This is a genomic window from Mariniflexile aquimaris, assembly GCF_042676825.1.
In the GTDB taxonomy this organism is placed as follows: Bacteria; Bacteroidota; Bacteroidia; order Flavobacteriales; family Flavobacteriaceae; genus Mariniflexile; species Mariniflexile aquimaris.
Window position 1 is genome coordinate 571358 of sequence record NZ_JBHTIB010000008.1, and the last position, 20368, is coordinate 591725.

Below are 20368 nucleotides of genomic sequence, written 5' to 3' on the forward strand. Positions count from 1 at the left end.
AAAACAAGGTTTCAGTCAAAATTATTGGTTTTTTTCTTTAATTTTTGACTACTTTTTGGCATATTTGTATTGCTTAAACGTTTAAGCAGATGTTTTAAGACAAATTATTAATAGTTTTAAATTCTTCATACATGAGTAAAGATAATTTAGTGCAGTCAGACCCATTAAGTCAGAGTAGAAAGGATACGGTTCAGTATATCAACCTTCAATTAGCATCATTGGGGCAACCTCTTTTTCAGGATAAGGAGGATGCAGAGTATAAATTTTGTAATCCGAAGCTTCAGCAATTAACAAGTGCTTTTACCAAAGGATTTAAAGAAAAATCAAGACTTTTATCAAAGTATCTTTCTCCAGCCGATACACGAATTCAAAATTTTTTAAATGATTTTTTAAAAGATGTAGATTTTAAAAAATCTTACGAGATTCCTAATAATACCTTGATATTAAACCAAAAAGGGCACGCAAGAGAAATTAGTTTACCACCAGATGGTACTTCTTTTAAAAGTGAGGATATTATTTCACACAGAATAAAGCAAGGGATCTTAAACAACCCTATTAACGATAAAAGAACCACTAAAGGTACTTTTCATATTGTAGAAAGTAATTTGCCAGTGCCGTTAGATAAAAAGGAGGTTCCTAAAATAACCTTTGCTCATTTTTTACACGAAGCTTTCAAACCATCTGATGCTTTAAAAACATTACCGTTTACGGCGAATCAAAAAGAAAAAGCAAAAGTAATGGTGTCGTTATTGTTGCGCCCAATGGTATGCCCAGAAGTAAAAGGTGTTATTCCTAAAAAGAGTATGGAAGTCCGTTTTTTTGCTCCTGGTAGTTTGGTGAGTAATTTGGATTTTGTCGAATCGATTTTTGGTAACGCCGGCGACCCAAACCTTGCTCATAATGATGCTGCCTTAGATACAGAACACTGGACAGGACATACAGGATGTATTATTTTAGCGCCACAATTAAAAACTCTTAAGAAAAAAGATGTAGGATTACCGCATTGGGACGATGCCACCGAGCGTCAGAAAAACGACGGTATGTGTTGGAAAAATGAAGATGAACTTTACAATGAAGGTGGAGCTTTTAAAGTAACGTGTAGAGACGACCGCGGGGTTGTAGTTACCATTATTGCCGATAACTATTTTGGATATTCTAAAAAGGAAATTAAAACGCAAATTAGTTATTCTGCTAATTTGTTCGGTTTAGTAGAAGAAGAACATTCGGGTGGTGCTATTGCGTATCCAAGAGGTGTAATGGGCGATATTGTAGATGGTAATGGCTTTTCTAGAAAATATGAAAACAAGTATTCATTTGAGGGTGTTAAAACCTTATTAGGTAATCGAATAGACGTTAAGCCGGGTAATTATGCGGTAGATAAAAACTATCCAAATTTAGTTTACATTCCCGAAAACGCCTATATTAATACCAATACCAATAGTATTACCTGGACATATAATAATAAAGAACAAAAATTGGTGTTATCGCCAAATAAAACTTACATCCATCCAACAGGTAATAAATTTAAATTAGAAAAACATAAGGCTATTTCGTTGTGGCGTATTGTTAATACAGCGCCAGAAGGTATCTTTTGCCATAAACCATGTACGGTTTCAGGTGGTGGAAAATCTGAAATTTCTAAATCGATGCTTAACGCCATTACGTATAGCGCGTTTAATATCGTTAATATTGACGAGGATTTTAAAAAAGCCGATGAGATTATAGAATATGATTATTCTAAAAGATGGAAAAATTACGATCCTAGTTTACCACCATCCGAACCCTTTTTAAGCTCTAAAAGAACACTGGGTTCTGCGGTTAGATTGTTACAACCTTTAGATGTATATACAGATGAGTACAACACATTTGTGAAAAATATTCCGGTACATATTAGATCGCTTGTATTATTTGTGAAAAGACTATACCGTCAAGATTACGATACATTGAATTGGAAAGAATGTATGTATGTAGACGTAATAAACGGCCAAAAAGGAACGGGACTAAATTATTTTAACAACCCAGTGGTTGGAAGCTATGTGCGTATTGGTTTTAATCAAGAAGGACGTTGGTTATTAAATAAATTGAGATCCGATTTTTCTGCAAGTCAAAAAATACAAATGGAAGACGATATTTCGGCTTCTGTTACCCTGCCAAGAAACCAATTTAAAAACTTAAATCCAGAGTTAACCAATGGTAGTTTTAAAGTGGTTGCAAACTGCGAAAGTTTCTTATTTCAAAGACCCGATGAAGCGATTATTCGAGGATATGATGAAGGAGCCGAACGCGACCTTGTAACAGATAACACCTTTTTAACCAATTATGAACTTTTAACAAAAAAGGATGCTATTGAAATTTATGAAGACACCATTAATTTTGATAAATACACCCAACCTGTTAAAGATCTTATTTTAAGTGTTGTTAACAGTCCGAATGAAGAAGAATATTTTTGTCTTCCATCGCACACTAGAATTGTAGATGGTGAGCCAACAAAAAATCCGCGTTATTTAGAACGTAATATTTTTATCGACGAGACTGAAGCCAGTTATTTAGGTGAAGTTGGGGTACGTTTGTATAGAAAAATTAAATCGGAAGACCCCGTAATTCACGTTGTTAATGCGGTATTGCCTGGAAGAAGAAATAATCCGGTTGATAAGAAGAATGGTATTCGTCCGTTAGCAGTTTATAACCCGATACATTATCAGGAAACTCCAGAGTTGTTTATGGATTTTATCTGTAGTCTTACAGGTAAATCACCTTCAACAACAGGTGCAGGATCTGAGGGGGCCTTAACAAAAGGACCATTTAATATGTTAACGCCTACAACCGATTTAAATAACGCCTTATTGTCGCATATTTTAACAGATTCTAACGCGTTTAGTACAGCTGCCGGTTATGTGGGTGCCGAAAATAAAGTAGATCACGATATCAGTTTATTAATACCAGAAATTTGGGCACGTTTAGACGAAAATGATCGTAATCCTAAATTACTTATTGAAGATGGTTGCCTAGAAAAAATAGATGATTTTGAGTTTAATGGCAAAAAAATATTAGCTAGCCGTTTAGGCTATAGAATAACAAGCCGTTTCTCTTTAAGATGTTTAAATAAACTCTTCGATGAGCCTAATGCCGTATTTAACGAAAGAATGTTAAAACCAGAATTACAAGGGTTAGAAGATTATGTAGATGGTATTAATAACATTGTAGAAGCACAACAAAAAGTAGCTTTGCGATATTTTGAAGATGGTAGTATTGAATCTGCAATTCCACCATTAAAAATTCTGTTGCATATTATGGCTTATGGTACTTATGAAGGTAAAGAAATTAGCCATCCAGAATTAAGAAAATATTTTGAACGCGATTATATCATAAATAGTGATTGGTATAAAGACCGATTAAAATTAAAACAAGCAAAAGATATGCGCTTTTATGAGTCTCAAATAGCTTATTTGGAAACATTTATTGCAAATCCAAATAATGAAGATTTAGTGTCTGAGATGAAAATTAAGAATCAATTGAAATCTGTTAAGCAGTTATATGCTGAAGCTAAATCGGAAGACTATCTAAATAGTTTAGTAGGAACCATTGGTGCAGATCCGTTATTTAAGAAATAAAAATTAATTCAAAGTAAGAAAAAAGTTCAGTATTAGTTTGCTGGACTTTTTTTTGTTTTTAAAAGTTCTGTTGCGTTAAAATAAATTCTTCAGTATTAATGTTAATAATAGCAAAATAAGGGTAAGTAAAAAATCCATACATTAACTATACAAAAATGCTTTGAGCCATTATTTTTAGTAACTTAGTACCTTAACAATAATTGTTTTTGGTTTGAAATTAGCGAATATATTTTTTCGGCTGACGTTTTTAACAATGTCTGTTTTCTTGATGGCACAGGAGCGACCAACTGTTCAAACATATAAACCATTAGATTATGGTGGAGAAACTCAAAATTGGTCTATTTCACAATCTAGGGACAAATTTATTTATGTTGCAAATAACAAAGGACTATTGGAGTTTAATGGGGCGGAATGGCGATTATATAATTCGCCAAATGAAAGCATTATAAGATCGGTATACGCCATAGGAAACAAAATATATACGGGTTGTTATAGAGAGTTTGGTTTTTGGGAACGTAATCAATTTGGATTATTACAATACATCTCTTTATCTAAAAAGCTCGATATAAAATTTTTAGATGACGAAGAATTTTGGAATATCATAGAATTAGATAACCACATTCTTTTTCAGTCGTTAAATAGAATTTATATATATAATCTAACTAGTAAAGCATATAGTTTTATTGAATCGAAAACCGGAATATCAAAAATGTTTAAGGTTAATAAAACTATTTACTATCAAAAAAATAAAGAAGGATTATACAAAATAGAGAACGGTTCGTCCAAATTAGTTTCTAATAATAAAATTTTAAAAGAACACATTCTTGTGAATGTTTTTAATTTTCGAGATAAACTGTTGTTAGCGACAGAAGATTGGGGTTTTTATGTTTTAGATAATAGCACATTAGTTAATTGGAATGTTCCAGCAAATCAATTACTCGTTAAAGAAAATATTTACCGCGCCACCCAACTAAAAGATAATGGTTTTATTGTAGGTACACGATCCAATGGAATTTTGCATCTTACCAAAGAGGGTAGAATAGGTTATAGAATAAATACCATTAATGGATTAAGTGATAATACAATTCATTTTGTTTTTGAAGATGCCGAACGCAATATCTGGTTGGCATTAAATAATGGAATTAATTGTGTTAATATAGAATCTCCGTTTAGTGTTTTTAACGAAGAAAAGGGGAAAATAGGGACAGTAAATACCTCTGCCATTTATAATGGTAATTTATACTTAGGCAGTAACCAAGGCTTGTTTTGTAAGCCTTTAAATGAAGATGCAGAGTTCAAATTTATTGAAGGAACCCAAGGAGCGGTTTGGAGTTTAACAGAAATAGATAATACGCTTTTTTGTGGGCACGATTCTGGAACTCTTGTAGTTAAAAATAGTAGTGTAAGCAAAATAGCAGACATACAAGGCACCTGGAATGTGTTGCCCATCTCAAATAACTTATTACTTCAGGGAAATTATGATGGCCTTTATATTTTAGAAAATCAAAATGGGAATTGGCGTTTACGTAATAAAATTGAAGGGTTTAATTTATCTAGTAGATTTTTTGAAATAAGTAAAAACGGTCAAATTCTGGTTGGTCACGAATATAGAGGTGTTTACAAAGTAAAAGTAAATAATCAGTTAACAAAGGCTGTTAAAATAGCGATAGATTCAACTATTAAAAGTGAAATAAATTCTAGTATATTAAAGTATAACGACGACCTATTGTTTACAAGCAAACAAGGAGTTTTTAAATATAACGATGCTAAAAATCGGTTTTATAAAGACACTATTTTAAGTAAGTTAATTACAAAAGATAAATTTTCTTCTGGCAAGTTAATATTCAATAAAGCAACAAACACACTTTTTAGTTTTTCTAAAAAAACGTTAAATTATATATCCCCAGGAAAACTTACTAATACACCAATAATTCAAAGTATTTCATTTTCAGAGACGCTACCTAGAGCGCAAACAGGCTACGAAAACATTACCCATGTTAAGGATAAAAAGTACCTTATTGGAACTTCTTCTGGTTTTGTGGTGGTTGATTTGGATAAATTTGAAAAGAAAGCGTATACCGTTAATATTAATTCTATATCTAAGCATAACATAAATTCCGATTTAGAATATGTTAATAAAAATGACGCTGGGTTTTTTAAAAATCGAGATAATCATATTGAGTTTAGATGTAATGTAGCCCAGTTCGATAAATATTTCGATACCGAATACCAATATCAGTTAAAAAGTATGTATCCAGAATGGAGTGCGTGGGACTCTAATCCCATCGTATCGTTTAGTAATTTACCACATGGTGATTATACATTTAATGTACGCGCAAAAGTTGGGAATAGTTTAACCAGCAACATTGCAACATATAAATTCACTATAGATAAACCCTGGTATCTAACAAACCTTATGATTGTTACATATTGTTTGCTTTTAATATTTTTTTCGCTTTTCATGCATAATATTTATAAGCGATATTACAGAAAGCAGCGTGAAAAATTGCTTGAAAATACAATGCGAGAGTTGGAGCTTAAAGAATTAGAGAACAAGCAGCAATTGATGCAATTTAATAACGAAAAACTAAAAAGCGATATTGCGGCCAAAAATAGAGAGTTGGGTATTTCTACCATGAGTTTGATTAAAAAGAACGAATTTTTAAGTAAAATAAAAGAAGAAATTAAGATCGCGTCTGAAAATGATAAGAATTTAAAAAGTGTAATTAAAATTATTGACAAAAATCTGAACAATACAGATGATTGGCATTTATTTGAGGAAGCTTTTAATAACGCCGATCAAGATTTTCTTAAAAAGATTAAAACAGAACATCCATCACTCACATCAAACGATTTAAGACTTTGTGCATATCTTCGATTAAATCTGTCGTCTAAAGAGATTGCGCCATTGCTTAATATTTCTACCAGAAGTGTAGAGGTTAAACGCTACAGATTGCGTAAAAAAATGAATTTAGACCACGATGATAGTTTATCGGACTATATTTTAGAAATTTAAACCACAACACGTATTTTATTTACCTATACATTACCACAACATTGTTGTGGTTTTGTGTTATTCCTAGCAAGATTTTCGTGATGCGATATTCTAAATTTCAGCCTTGAATATTGTGATTTTCATAAAAACAAAGGTGTTTTATTATGATGTATGTTTTTTGTTGTGGTAGAAATTTTCGATACATCAACCAATCTTACTAATTTTAAAAAAACTAAAAACTAAATTAATATGAGACAAACTCTTTTTAAAATTCTATGCTTTTTCTTTTTTGCATACTCAGGTGCGCAAAATATTGATATTAGCGGAACTGTGCTTGATGACACAGGATTTCCTATTCCAGGTGCCAACGTTATAGTTAAAGGCACTAATAAAGGAACAATTACCGATTTCGACGGTAATTTTGCACTTGCCGATGTAAAGGTAGGTGCCGTTGTATCATTTAGCTATGTAGGTTTTGTTACTTACGAAACAGTAGTTAAAGATAGAACTAAATTAACCATTAAAATGGTGCAAGATTTAGCACAACTTGATGAAGTAGTGGTAGTAGGTTACGGTACTCAAAAAGTAACTAAAGTATCCGGAGCCATCTCAACCGTTAAAGCAGAATCTATTGAGCAATTCAAACCATTAAGGGTTGAAGAAGCTTTACAGGGTAGTGCTGCTGGGGTATCGGTTATTCAAAGTGGATCTCCTGGTAGTAAGCCAACAGTATTAGTTCGTGGTATTCCTTCTTTCTCTGGTGTAGATCCAGTAGTTATTATAGATGGTGTTCCACAAACATTAGATGATTTAAATTCCATTAGTTCGGCAGATATCGAATCACTTAATATTTTAAAAGATGCGGCATCTACAGCAATTTATGGTGTTAAAGGTGGTAACGGTGTAATTGTAGTAACTACTAAAGGAGGTAGAAAAAATCAAAAAACCGAATTTAGCTTTAATACTTACGCTGGTGTGCAATCTGTAATTAGAAAATTAGGAGTGTTAAATGCATCAGAATATGCTGTTATGATTAATGAAGGAAGCGTAACTGCTGGTGGCGATTTAATTTTTTCAGACATATCTAATTTAGGATATGGTACAGACTGGCAAGATGAAGTTTTTGAAGATGCTTCAGTTAGTTCACACACACTTTCGGCGCGAGGCGGATCAGAAACTGTTGGTTATTTTGTGTCTGCAGGATACTTAAGTCAAGGTGGTATAGTAGGTGGTTTCGATAAATCAAATTTTAACAGAGTAAACTTTACTGCAAACGTAGATTTTCAATTAACTTCTAAATTAAAGTTTATACTTAATTCTAGTTATGCTAATATTAAAAGTAAATCGATTGCAGAAAACTCATTTAATTCCATCATAGGTAATGCCATAAACTTCGACCCAACGGTATCTGTTTATAATACAGATCCTAGCGATTTTGCAACCTATGGCTATAGTAATTTGTTATTATCTGAAATTTTTAATCCAGTTCAAAGATTAGACGATACTTATAATGAAAGTAATGGCGATAAGCTTTACGGTAAATTTGAGTTACAGTATGATATTTTAGATAATCTTAAAATTACCTCTCGTTTTGGATATACTAAATGGGATCAAGTAGGAAAAAGTTTTACGCCATTAGCGTATTATGGACCTAATAACGTATCTAGTCAATATTTACCTGATGGAACTGTGCCAACGCAGTCTGTTGATAATGGTGATGGTACTACAAGTGTAATTCCATCATTTCATAATAGTGTTACTGAAAGCACGGTTTCAAGTTTTAATTACACTTTTGAAACTTTTGCGAGCTATGGTTTTAACTTAAACGATAAGCATAATTTTGATATTGTTTTAGGTATATCAAGAAGTAAATCTACGGGTTATGGTTTTGGTACTACACGACAAGATGTTAGAGATAATTCTTGGGAGTGGGCAGATATTAGTGCTGCAACAGGAGTTAATACAGAGTTGAATACAAATGCCTACACAGGATATAGCTATCAAAATTTAGAACGTAGAAATGTATCTTATTTTAGTAGGATTAACTATGATTACGAAAGCAAATATTTAGCTTCGTTCTCTGCAAGACGCGATGGTTCTATCGCTTTTGGTACAGATAATAAATTTGCAAACTTCTATGCTGGCTCATTAGGTTGGGTGGTATCCAATGAAGATTTCTTTAATTCAAAAGCCATTAATTCTTTAAAAATTAGAGGAAGTTACGGTACCGTTGGTAACGAAAATGTAGATCCACAATATGTAGGTATTACAGTAGGTGGACCTAGTTATAACTCTACGGCAAATAGTAACGGATATACTTTTGGTACCGAATTTGTTTCGGGAGCAACAGTAAACTCTTTTAGTAATCCAACATTAAGCTGGGAAGAGCAAACACAATATAATATAGGATTTGATGCTACACTGTTAGATAATATATCTATTTCTGCCGATTATTTTAATAAAACAGTTGATGGGCTTTTATTTACAGATGCACCACCACTTTACGCCGGTACTTCAGAACCTGTAACTTCAAATATTGGTAGTACAGAAAGTAAGGGTGTCGACTTGACTATAGGGTATAAAAATAGTAGTTCGAATGAATTTAAATTTAATACCTCATTCACTTTTACAACTTCTAAAAACTTAGTAACAGCAACAAATAGTGATGGTACTGCACTCATTGACGGTGGTAGTTATTTTAACGGACAAAGTCAAACTGCAACACGTTTTCAAAAAGGTTATACACCAGGTTACTTTTATGGATTTGTAACAGATGGGTTATTCCAAAACCAAGCAGAAGTAGATGCTCATGTTACACAAACAGGTGCAAATCCAGGAGATATTCGCTTTGTTGACGTTAATAACGACGGTATTATTGATAATAACGATAAAACTAAAATTGGAGATCCATTCCCTACATTCACTTTAGGTTGGAATCTTGGATTTGATTATAAAAACTTCGATTTTAGTATGTTTACTTATGTTTCTGTTGGCAACGATATATACAGAGCTTACGAGCGTAATGCACAGTACACAAACAAAGATAGAAGCATTTTAAATAGATGGACTGGAGAAGGCACAACTAACGATGCTAAAAATCCACGTTACACATTTGCAGATACCAATAGTAATATTAGAGTGTCTGATAGATATGTGGAAGACGGAAGCTTTTTGAAAATTAAAAGTTTAATAGTAGGTTATACCTTGCCTGAAACGTCAAACAATGTATTTAGTAAAGTGCGTATATATGCACAAGCTAAAAACTTGTTAACACTTACAGAATACACAGGATTTGATCCTGAAATTTCAGGTGGTATTTTAGATACAGGTGTAGATAGAGGAGCATATCCACAATCTAGAACATTTTTAATTGGTTTAGACCTTAAATTTTAACATCCAAAAAAATATATTAGTATGAAAAATATAAAAAACAGTATTGGGTTAATCATCATACTTTCAATCTTTATTGGTTGTTCAGACGTGGTTGAATTCGACCCGCATGATGAGTACGCAGTAACAGAATTAGATTATTTAAGAACAGCTTCAGATTATCAAACGATGGCAGTAAGTTGTTACACACCAACACAATGGCTTAACCAGATTGTGGTGATAGGTGATATAGCTTCAGATAATGCAGTAGCAGGTGGTGAAAATGCATCCGATGTATTGTCTTTACAAAATATCGATGATTATGATTATCAGCTTTTAGCAAATAATAGTACGCTTGAAGATATTTGGAAATCGGCTTATGAAGGTGTTAACAGAACCAATTATTTATTAAAATATAAAGATGCTAATCTTTTAGGAGAAACTGTATTGTTTGATGGTAAAGAGGCTCTTTACGGTGAAATTCTATTTTTAAGAGCATATTATTATTTTAATCTAACAAGAATGTTTGGCGACGTGGTTTTGTTTACCGATGGTAAATTAGGCATATCAGATTTCGGAACTTTACAAAGATCTCCTCAATCTGAAGTTTATGCTCAAATTGAAACCGATTTGTTAGCTGCCATTAGCGTTTTACCAACAACACAATCACAAAAAGGGCGTGTTACTAAATATGCTGCTCAAGCCTTATTAGGAAAAGCGTATTTATACCAAGAAAAATTTGACTTGGCAGCTGCTATGCTCGAAAACGTAGTAAATGGTCCGTTTAGTTTAATGACTTCTTTTGATGGTATCTTTTTATTAGAAGGTGAAAATGGTCCGGAATCGATCTTTGAAGTTCAATATTCTAATGGTTCACCTTATTATAATTGGGCTGGTCAAACCAGAGGTCAAGGAAATTATGCCGTTCAGCAATGTGGTGTTAGAGGTTTAAATGGTGCTGCAGCAATGCCTTATAATGCTGGTTGGAGTACTAATTTACCAACTCAAGATTTAGCTTCCGCTTATGAAGATGGCGATCAAAGAAAAGACGCTACATGTTTTGATGTAGCCGCTTATGCAGCCGCTAATCCAAGCCTTAATGTAACGTTTCAAGTTGCTCCTTTTAAAAATACCGATTTATATAACAAAAAGTATTTACCGAGAAAAGGACAAACCAGTGGACAAATTGAGTTGAATTACGAGAACAATCAACGAATTATTCGCTATTCAGATGTATTGTTAATGGCGGCAGAAGCCAATTTACGTGCAACCAATAAAAATTTAAGTAAAGCACAAGCCTATTTAGATAGAGTACGCGATAGAGCTTTTGGCGATACAAATCATAGAGTGACAGCAACAGTACAAGCTGTTTGGGATGAAAGACGTTTAGAATTAGCAATGGAAGGCGATCGTTTTTTCGATTTGGTTAGAACTGGTCAAGCGGCTACTGTTTTAGGTAGTGGCTATAGTACAGCAACTAAAGGGTTGTTTGCAATTCCTCAAAGAGAAATAGATATTTCTGGGATAACTCAAAACGCTGGATATTAAAAACTTAAAAAATAACGTATGAAAACATTAAAATATATTTTAAGCACCATTTTGATTGTCACTCTTGTTTGGAGTTGTCAGGATGATGATTTTGGAGATACAGATTTTGTGAATAGCATTGAAGCACCAACCAACGTTACGGCTGCTTTTAGTGTAACTCAAGATAATTCAGGATTGGTAACCATTGCACCTTTATCAGAAGGCGCTGTGAGTTATAACATAACCCCAGGAGATGGCTCTGCTACTCAAGAAGGTATTAAACCAGGAAAAAGTATCAAGCATGTTTATGCTGAAGGAACCTATAATGTAACCATTGTAGCTAAAAGTTTAAATGGATTAACTACAACTGCAACAAAAAACATTGTAGTATCCTTTAAAGCTCCTGAGAATTTAGTTGTGATTATTGAAAACGACCCTGCTATTTCTAAACAGGTTAACGTTACAGCAACCGCTGATTATGCACTTTTTTACGAAGTTTATTTTGGTGAGCCTGGAAACGACACACCAGTAGCGGGAAATAATGGTGAATCAGTTAGTTATCAGTATGAAAATGCAGGTACTTATACTATTAGAGTTGTTGCGATGAGTGCGGCTATAGAAACTACAGAATACACCGTAGACTTTGAAGTTACAGCAATTTTACAACCTTTAGCTGCGGCTCCGGTACCTTTTAGAGCATCGAGCAATGTAATCTCTATTTATAGTGATTCTTATACCAATCCATCAGGAATAAATTATAATCCTAATTGGGGGCAAGCTACCACCTATACTCAAATTGCAGTTGGTGGAAATAACATGATTCAATATGGTGGATTAACCTATCAAGGAATCGATTTTAGTGGAGCGCCAGTGGATGCTTCAGCAATGGAGTATTTACACGTTGACATTTGGACGGCAGATGATAATTTTGATGCAAAAATTTCGCCAATTAGCCCAGGCCCAAATGAAACAGCTTACACCTTAAATTTAGTAGCGAATCAATGGAATTCTTTCGATATTCCTATATCGTTCTTTACGGGTCAAAATCCATTAGTAGATTTTTCTCAGATATTTCAATTTAAATTTGATGGTGTACCTTCAGCAGGAGGAACAATCTTTGTAGATAACTTATATTTCTATAAAATTCCAGCTACTGGCACTAGTGGCGTATTACCATTAACTTTTGATGGTGGATATACTTTAGACCAATTTGATGGAGGCGGCACATCGGTAGTTGCTAATCCATATACTACAGGAAACTCAACGGCTAACGTATTAAAATTAGTAAAAGGCGCTGGTCAACCTTGGGCAGGATCTAAAGTAACGATACCTACACCATTCGATTTTTCTGCAGGTACTACTGTTACAGCAAAAGTATGGTCGCCAAGAGCAGGTTTAAAACTTTTAATGAAATTTGAAGATAAAACCGCATGGCCTAACACCATTGCATCTGCCGAAATAACAGCTACAACAACAGTGGCAAATCAATGGGAAACATTGTCATTCAATTTTTCTGGAATAAACACGAGCATTCTGTATTATAACATGGTCCTAATTATGGATAATGGTACACAAGGTGATGGTACGGCGAATTATACCATTTATGTCGATGATATTTCAACAAGTCCAATGTTAACATTCGAACCAGAATACACTTTAGACCAATTTGATGGCGGAGTAACATCTGTAATCGCTAATCCAGATACTAACGGAAATACTTCACCAAATGTTTTAAAAATGGTAAAAGGTGCAGGACAACCTTGGGCAGGATCTAAAATTACAGTTCCTACTAAGTTCGATTTTACTGCAGGTACAACTATTACCGCTAAAGTATGGTCGCCTAGAGCAGGATTAAAATTATTGATGAAGTTTGAAGATGCTGTGCCATGGCCAAATGTAACGGCTTCTGCAGAAATAACAGCAACTACAACGAAAGCAAATCAATGGGAAACATTAACATTTAATTTCGCAGGAATAGATATGGGAATTGAGTTTTACAACATTGTTCTTATTATGGACAATGGTACTCAAGGCGACGGAACTTCGAATTATACGATTTACGTAGATGATATTTCTCAAAATTAAGGACATAAAAAATTATAACATATGAAAAACTTAAAATATTATATAGGAATTTTGTTTTCGCTGGCACTAGTGTTTACTAGTTGTCAGGACGACGATGCTTCCTTAGGAAATCTTATTGCTCCTACTGGGGTTACAATTACTGCCGAAATTGTTGGTGCAGATGCAACCAATCCCAATGGAGATGGAACGGGCTTTGTTAATTTTACGGCAACAGCAGATAACGAAATAAGCTACGAGTTTAATTTCGGAGATGGAAAGTCTGAAATAGCGCCTTCAGGTCAAGTGTCTCATAGATATACTACCACAGGAGTTAATACCTATTTGGTAGTAGTTAGCGCTATAGGTACAGGAGGAATAAAAACGAGCACCTCAATAGAGTTGCAAGTATTTAGTTCATTCTCTGATATTGAAGCTGTTGAGATGATGTCTGGAAAAGTAATAGGAGGAAGCAAAAAATGGTATTGGGCTTCCAATTTACCTACGCATGTAGGTTTAGGTCCTGTTGAAGACGATTATGGCAACGGGGAATTTGCATACGAAGCTTGGTGGAATTCTATTGGTCCTTGGGATGAAGAAAAATCATGTATGTACACTAACGAATTTGTATTTACAAGATTAGCCGAAGGTTTAACCTTCGAACAAACAGTAGGTCCAGCCTTCGTGCCAGGAACTATTGCTGGCGATCTTGGTGTTGCTGGAGATACCTGTCATGGAGAATCCGTTGTGCCAACTATGTTTGGTGTTAAAGATGTGTCTTTTTTACCATCTTCATCAAAAGCTGCGCTTCAAGGAAGTTATAATAATGCACCTTATAGAGGTACAAGTTTTGAAATAGCCAATGGTGGATTTATGGGATGGTATGCTGGTGCTAGCACTTACGATATTATTTCTGTAACTGATGATATGCTTATTGTGAGAATTATTCAGGCAGGTAATGGATTTGCGTGGTATCATAAATTTACATCTACCAAACCTGTTGAAACTACCGGATTTGTATCTGAGTTTAACAATTTAGTATGGTCTGATGAATTTGATACTGCAGGTGCACCAGATGCTACCAAATGGACCTACGATTTAGGTGCAGGTGGTTGGGGAAACCAAGAAGTTCAATCTTACACTAATAGCGCAACGAATGTGTCTGTTGCAGATGGCTTGTTAAAAATTACAGCTGTAAAAGACGGAAGTAATTATACGTCTGCTAGATTAAAAACTCAAGGTTTATATAGTTTTAAATATGGACGAGTAGAAGTTAAAGCTAAATTACCAGCATCTGCTGGTACATGGCCAGCTATCTGGATGTTAGGGTCGAACTTCTCAACAGTAGGATGGCCACTTTGTGGTGAAATTGATATTATGGAGCAAACAGGTGCCGATAAAACTAAGACATTAGGAACATTCCATTGGTTTAATACCGCAGGAAATAACAATGCGAGTTATGGTGAAAGTACCACTGTTACCAATGCTTCTACAGAATTTCATTTGTATTCTGTAGAATGGACTGCAGATAAAATAACTGTGCTCCTTGATAATGAAGCATATGTTACAATGGATAATTCTTCAAGTTTACCATTTTATGACAAAAACTTCTTCATGATTTTAAATGTTGCCATGGGAGGAACTTTGGGAGGAACTATTGATTCTGCTTTTACTCAAGATTCTATGGAAATTGATTATGTAAGAGTGTATCAATAATTAATATAAATTTTAAAAAGGTCGGAAGAGAAGTCTGCCGACCTTTTTTATAATTATTTACAACAACATAAGTTTAGCGTAAAGACATAATATTTCCATAATAATCGATCGATACCTACGGAATCGAGTTGGAAGCGCCATGTTACCCATAAAAAACAAATAATATCAACACATGAAAAACATTTGTGTAAGGTTTGTACTTTTTCTATTTACATCAGTTGCTTTAGCGCAGTCTACCCACGTTTCTATATTAAATAACGATAAAGGAATTAAATTGGTAGTTAATGGTAAAGATTTCATGATTAATGGAATGAATTGGGATTATTTCCCAATCGGTACCAACTATAGTTACAGTTTATGGCAACAATCAGATGCGTTTATTAAAGAAGCATTAGATGCCGAAATGAGCTTGTTAAAAAATATGGGTGTGAATGCCATAAGGGTATATTCAGGCATTCAGCCAAAATGGGTACAATATATTTACGAGAATTATGGTATTTATACCATGCTTAACCATTCCTTCGGAAGGTATGGCGTTGGCATTAATGGTGATTGGGTTCCTGTTACAGATTATAGTGATACGGCAGCTCAAGATCAATTGCTTTCTGAAGTCACTTTGATGGCTGAAGACTATAAAAACACTCCAGGATTGTTATTATACTTGTTAGGAAACGAAAATAATTATGGTCTTTTTTGGGCAGGAGCAGAAACCGAAGATTTTCCAGACAATGAGCATGAAAAGCAATTTGTAGGTGAAAACCGTGGCAGACCCATGTATAAATTAATGAATACTGCGGCTGTTAAAATGAAATCAATAAATTCATCAGTTCCAGTAGCCATCTGTAATGGCGATGTTTTATTCATCGATATTATTGCCGATGAATGTAAAGACGTCGACATTTTTGGTGTTAACATGTACCGTGGTATTTCGTTTGGTGATGCATTTCAAGTTGTGAAAGATAAGCTTAACAAACCAATTTTATTCACAGAATTTGGCGCAGACGCTTTTAATACCATTCAAAATAAAGAAGATCAACAATCGCAGGCCTATTACAATTTAGGTAACTGGAAAGAAATATACCAAAATGCTTCAGGTTTAGGAAAAACAGGAAATGCAATAGGTGGGTTTACATTTCAATTTAGCGATGGCTGGTGGAAATTCGGCCAAACAAAAAACCTAGATATACATGATAACCATGCCTCTTGGTCTAATGGTGCATACCAATTTGATTATAAAGAGGGTGAAAATAATATGAATGAAGAGTGGTTCGGGATTTGTGCAAAAGGACCAACAAATGATAAAGGATTTTACGAATCATATCCCCGAGCAGCGTATTATGCTTTAAAAGAAGCACATAAAATTAATCCTTTTTCAGAAGGAATAACACTTGAATATATAGATAAGGCATTCAAAAATATTAATATAAATAAGGCTGTTTCAAAAGCACTCAAAAATAAAAAAACACTACAAACAAAACAGAGCGATTGCGTTAAAAAAGGTAAATAAGGTATCGCTACTGCTATTTTGTGGATGCTTACTTACATTTTAAGATGAAAATGACAATGTAGAGAGTATTTGTAGAGTTTATATTTTTCAATAACTATAGCATTAATGATAGTTTTGAAAGCAAAATATAGAAAACTAAATAAAAGTAAAAAATTAAACTAATGAACCAGATAGATACGATTCAAGGCGATTGGGTAACTTTAGATAACGAGCAATTTTATAAAATATCTAATTGCGATAAAATGAGGCCGTTTTTTATGAGCATTGTAAGTGACTCAAATCACTGGATGTTTATTTCAAGCAACGGTGGCTTATCGGCAGGAAGAAAAAATGCAGACTTCGCATTGTTTCCATACTATACAGACGATAAAATTACAGAATCGACAGATGTAACAGGAAGTAAAACTATATTTCAAATTCATAAAAATGGTAAAACTCTAATTTGGGAACCATTTTCCATTCGTCAAATGGGGGTTTATAATATTAAAAGAAACCTTTATAAAAATAGCTATGGCAATAAGGTTGTTTTTGAAGAAATAAATACAGATTTAGGATTAACCTTCAGATACCAATGGAATTCCAGTAATCAATTTGGTTTTATTAAAAAATCGACCTTAATAAATAATTCAAAAGAAAAATTACAAGTTACCGTGCTTGATGGATTGCAGAATATTGTACCATCAGGAATCAATTCAAGTTTACAAAACAACTACAGTAACTTGGTAGATGCTTACAAACGAAGCGAATTACAAGCGCAAGTTGGTTTAGGTATTTACGCCTTAAGTGCCGTTATTGTTGATAAACCAGAACCTAGTGAAGCCTTAAAATCGAATATTATTTGGTCTGTAGGATTTAAATCGCCAACCTATTTAGTATCTTCTCTTCAGTTAAACAATTTTAGAAGTGGGCAAGCAGTAACGCAAGAAGTTGATGTTAAAGCAGAAAAAGGAGCGTATTTTATTGTAGCTCCTACAGAAATTGAAGCAGGTAGCGATAAAAATTGGATGTTTGTTGCCAATGTAAATCAGTCTATCACAGGAGTTGTTCAAGTTTCAGAATTAATTAAAAACGAAAAAGATATTGTTGGTTTAGTTCAAAAAGATATTGATTTAGGAACTAAAAACTTAGTAGAATTAACCGGAGCTTCAGATGGTTTACAATTAACCAACGATCAGTTAATTAATACAAGACATTTTTCAAACACCTTGTTCAACATCATGCGTGGTGGTATTTTCGACGATGGCTATACCATAGAAAAAAACGACTTTATAAAATACATGGCGCATGCCAACAAAAAAGTATCTAAAAAGAAAGAATCGGTATTAACGGCGTTACCAGAAACGTTCTCTTTAGATTTTATAAAAAATCTAGCAGAACAAGACGATGATAAGAATTTTAAACGTCTTTGTTTTGAATATTTACCATTAAAGTTTAGTAGAAGACATGGCGACCCAAGTAGACCTTGGAACCGATTTTCTATTAATACACAAAGTGAAATTGATGGTTCGAAAGTGTTAGATTACGAAGGAAATTGGCGCGATATTTTCCAGAATTGGGAAGCGTTGGCACACTCGTATCCGGAGTATATAGAAAGCATGATTCATAAGTTTTTAAATGCTACCACATTTGAAGGCTATAATCCATATCGTGTTACAAAAGGCGGATTCGATTGGGAGGTTATTGAAGAACACGACCCGTGGTCATTCATCGGGTATTGGGGCGATCACCAAATCATTTATCTGTTAAAGTTTTTAGAGTTTATCGAAAATCATTATCCAAAACGATTAGAAAAACTATTTAAACAAGATGTATTTGTTTATGCAAATGTTCCTTATAAAATAAAAAGTTACGCCGATACTTTAAAAAATCCGAAAGACACGATAGATTTCGACTATGAATTGCATGCAAAAATAGTTGAAGAAAGAAATAAGTTAGGAGCAGATGGCGCCTTGTTGCGAGATGAAAACTCTTTTATCTGTAAGGTTAACTTAATAGAAAAGTTATTGGCAACCGTGCTTGCTAAAGTATCTAATTTTATTCCTGAAGGCGGCATTTGGTTAAATACACAACGCCCAGAATGGAATGATGCCAACAATGCGTTGGTTGGAAATGGCGTATCTATGGTAACCTTGTATTACCTAAACAGATTTTTAAATTTCTTTGAAGAAGTTGTTGCAAAATCTGATACGGCCAACGTGGAAATTTCAGAAGAACTAAACACTTTCTTTAGTAGTGTTTTAAAAACGCTTCAAACAAATAAAAATATACTGGCAGGTAGTATATCCAATAAAGACAGAAAAACTGTTTTAGATGGTTTAGGGTTAGCAGGAAGCGATTATAGATTAAAAATCTACGAAAAAGGCTTCTCAAGCAATAAATCGGCACTAAGTAAAGAACAGCTTTTAGAGTTTATTAAAACTACCAAACAGTACTTACAACACACCATTGATGCCAATAAGCGCGATGATAATATGTACCACGCCTATAACTTAATGACGCTTGAAAATGATACAGAAGTATCTATTTCTTATTTATCTGAAATGTTAGAAGGTCAGGTAGCGGTGTTAAGTTCTGGTTATTTAACGCCTTCGCAATCATTACAATTATTAGATGGTTTAAAAAGTAGCGCCTTGTTTAGAGAAGACCAATACAGCTATATTTTATATCCAAATAAAGAGTTGCCAAGATTCGATAAAAAGAACAATATTCCTACCGAAAAAGTTGAAAAATCAAGTTTGCTTCAGCAATTAGTAAAAGACGGCAATTCTCAAATTATAGAAAAAGATGTTCTGGGGAATTATCATTTTAACGGCAATTTTAATAATGCCAATAGTTTAAAAACAGCATTATCTCAGTTATCAGAAAACTATCAATCGTTAGTTGAAAAAGACACCAAATTTTTGCTAGAAACTTTCGAGGGTATTTTTAATCATAAATCTTTCACTGGGCGTTCTGGAACTTTCTTCGGGTACGAAGGTCTAGGGTCTATTTACTGGCACATGGTATCTAAATTGTTATTAGCGGTACAAGAAAATTGCTTGTTAGCTGTTAAAAATGGTGAAAGTGACGTGTTAATCGGACGCTTATTAGATCATTATTACGAAATAAATGCAGGTATCGGGGTGCATAAATCGCCAGAATTATATGGTGCATTTCCAACCGATCCGTATTCGCATACGCCGGGAACCAAAGGCGCACAACAACCAGGAATGACAGGTCAGGTTAAAGAAGATTTGTTAAGTCGTTTTGGTGAACTGGGTGTTTTTGTTAAGAATGGAAAAATGATGTTTAATCCACGATTATTACGAAAACAAGAATTTTTAAACGAAACCAAAATATTTAAGTATACCAATCTTAAAAACGAAGCGTCTCAAGTAAAATTAGAGAAAGATGAACTTTGCTTTACCTATTGTCAAATCCCAGTTATTTATAAACTTTCAGATAAACATGCTGTTCAAGTGGTTTATGCAGATAAGCAGGTAGATATTGATGGATTAAGCTTAGATGAATCGACCTCAAAACAAGTTTTTGAAAGAACCGGAGCGATAAATAAAATTATTGTGTCGATTAAAAAATAGAACG

General features: G+C 33.8%; 8 protein-coding genes. All 8 read left to right on the top strand.

Annotation, left to right across the window (positions count from 1 at the left end):
• Positions 1–131: 131 nt before the first annotated feature.
• The 8 genes from ACFQ0I_RS07450 (at position 132) to ACFQ0I_RS07485 (ending at position 20364) form a co-directional block, all read left to right on the top strand.
• On the top strand, positions 132–3611 hold the full coding sequence (locus tag ACFQ0I_RS07450) for a hypothetical protein (RefSeq protein ID WP_379940861.1): 3480 nt from the start codon (positions 132–134) through the stop codon (positions 3609–3611).
• 253 nt (positions 3612–3864) lie between these two features.
• On the top strand, positions 3865–6627 hold the full coding sequence (locus ACFQ0I_RS07455) for a triple tyrosine motif-containing protein (RefSeq protein ID WP_379940863.1): 2763 nt from the start codon (positions 3865–3867) through the stop codon (positions 6625–6627).
• 228 nt (positions 6628–6855) lie between these two features.
• A complete protein-coding gene (locus tag ACFQ0I_RS07460; protein ID WP_379940864.1) occupies positions 6856–9999 on the top strand; it encodes a SusC/RagA family TonB-linked outer membrane protein in 3144 nt (1047 codons plus the stop codon).
• Positions 10000–10020: 21 nt separating this feature from the next.
• Entirely contained in the window at positions 10021–11523 is a 1503-nt protein-coding gene (locus tag ACFQ0I_RS07465) for a RagB/SusD family nutrient uptake outer membrane protein (RefSeq protein ID WP_379940866.1), read from the top strand.
• An 18-nt stretch (positions 11524–11541) separates the two neighbouring features.
• Positions 11542–13587, top strand: coding sequence for a hypothetical protein (locus tag ACFQ0I_RS07470; RefSeq protein WP_379940867.1), 2046 nt, complete (start codon positions 11542–11544; stop codon positions 13585–13587).
• 21 nt (positions 13588–13608) lie between these two features.
• On the top strand, positions 13609–15279 hold the full coding sequence (locus tag ACFQ0I_RS07475) for a family 16 glycosylhydrolase (RefSeq protein ID WP_379940869.1): 1671 nt from the start codon (positions 13609–13611) through the stop codon (positions 15277–15279).
• A gap of 172 nt (positions 15280–15451) precedes the next feature.
• Entirely contained in the window at positions 15452–16786 is a 1335-nt protein-coding gene (locus ACFQ0I_RS07480) for a glycoside hydrolase family 2 TIM barrel-domain containing protein (RefSeq protein ID WP_379940871.1), read from the top strand.
• A gap of 161 nt (positions 16787–16947) precedes the next feature.
• Positions 16948–20364: a hypothetical protein gene (locus ACFQ0I_RS07485; RefSeq protein WP_379940873.1), complete on the top strand. Its 3417-nt coding sequence runs from the start codon at positions 16948–16950 to the stop codon at positions 20362–20364.
• Positions 20365–20368 lie beyond the last annotated feature (4 nt).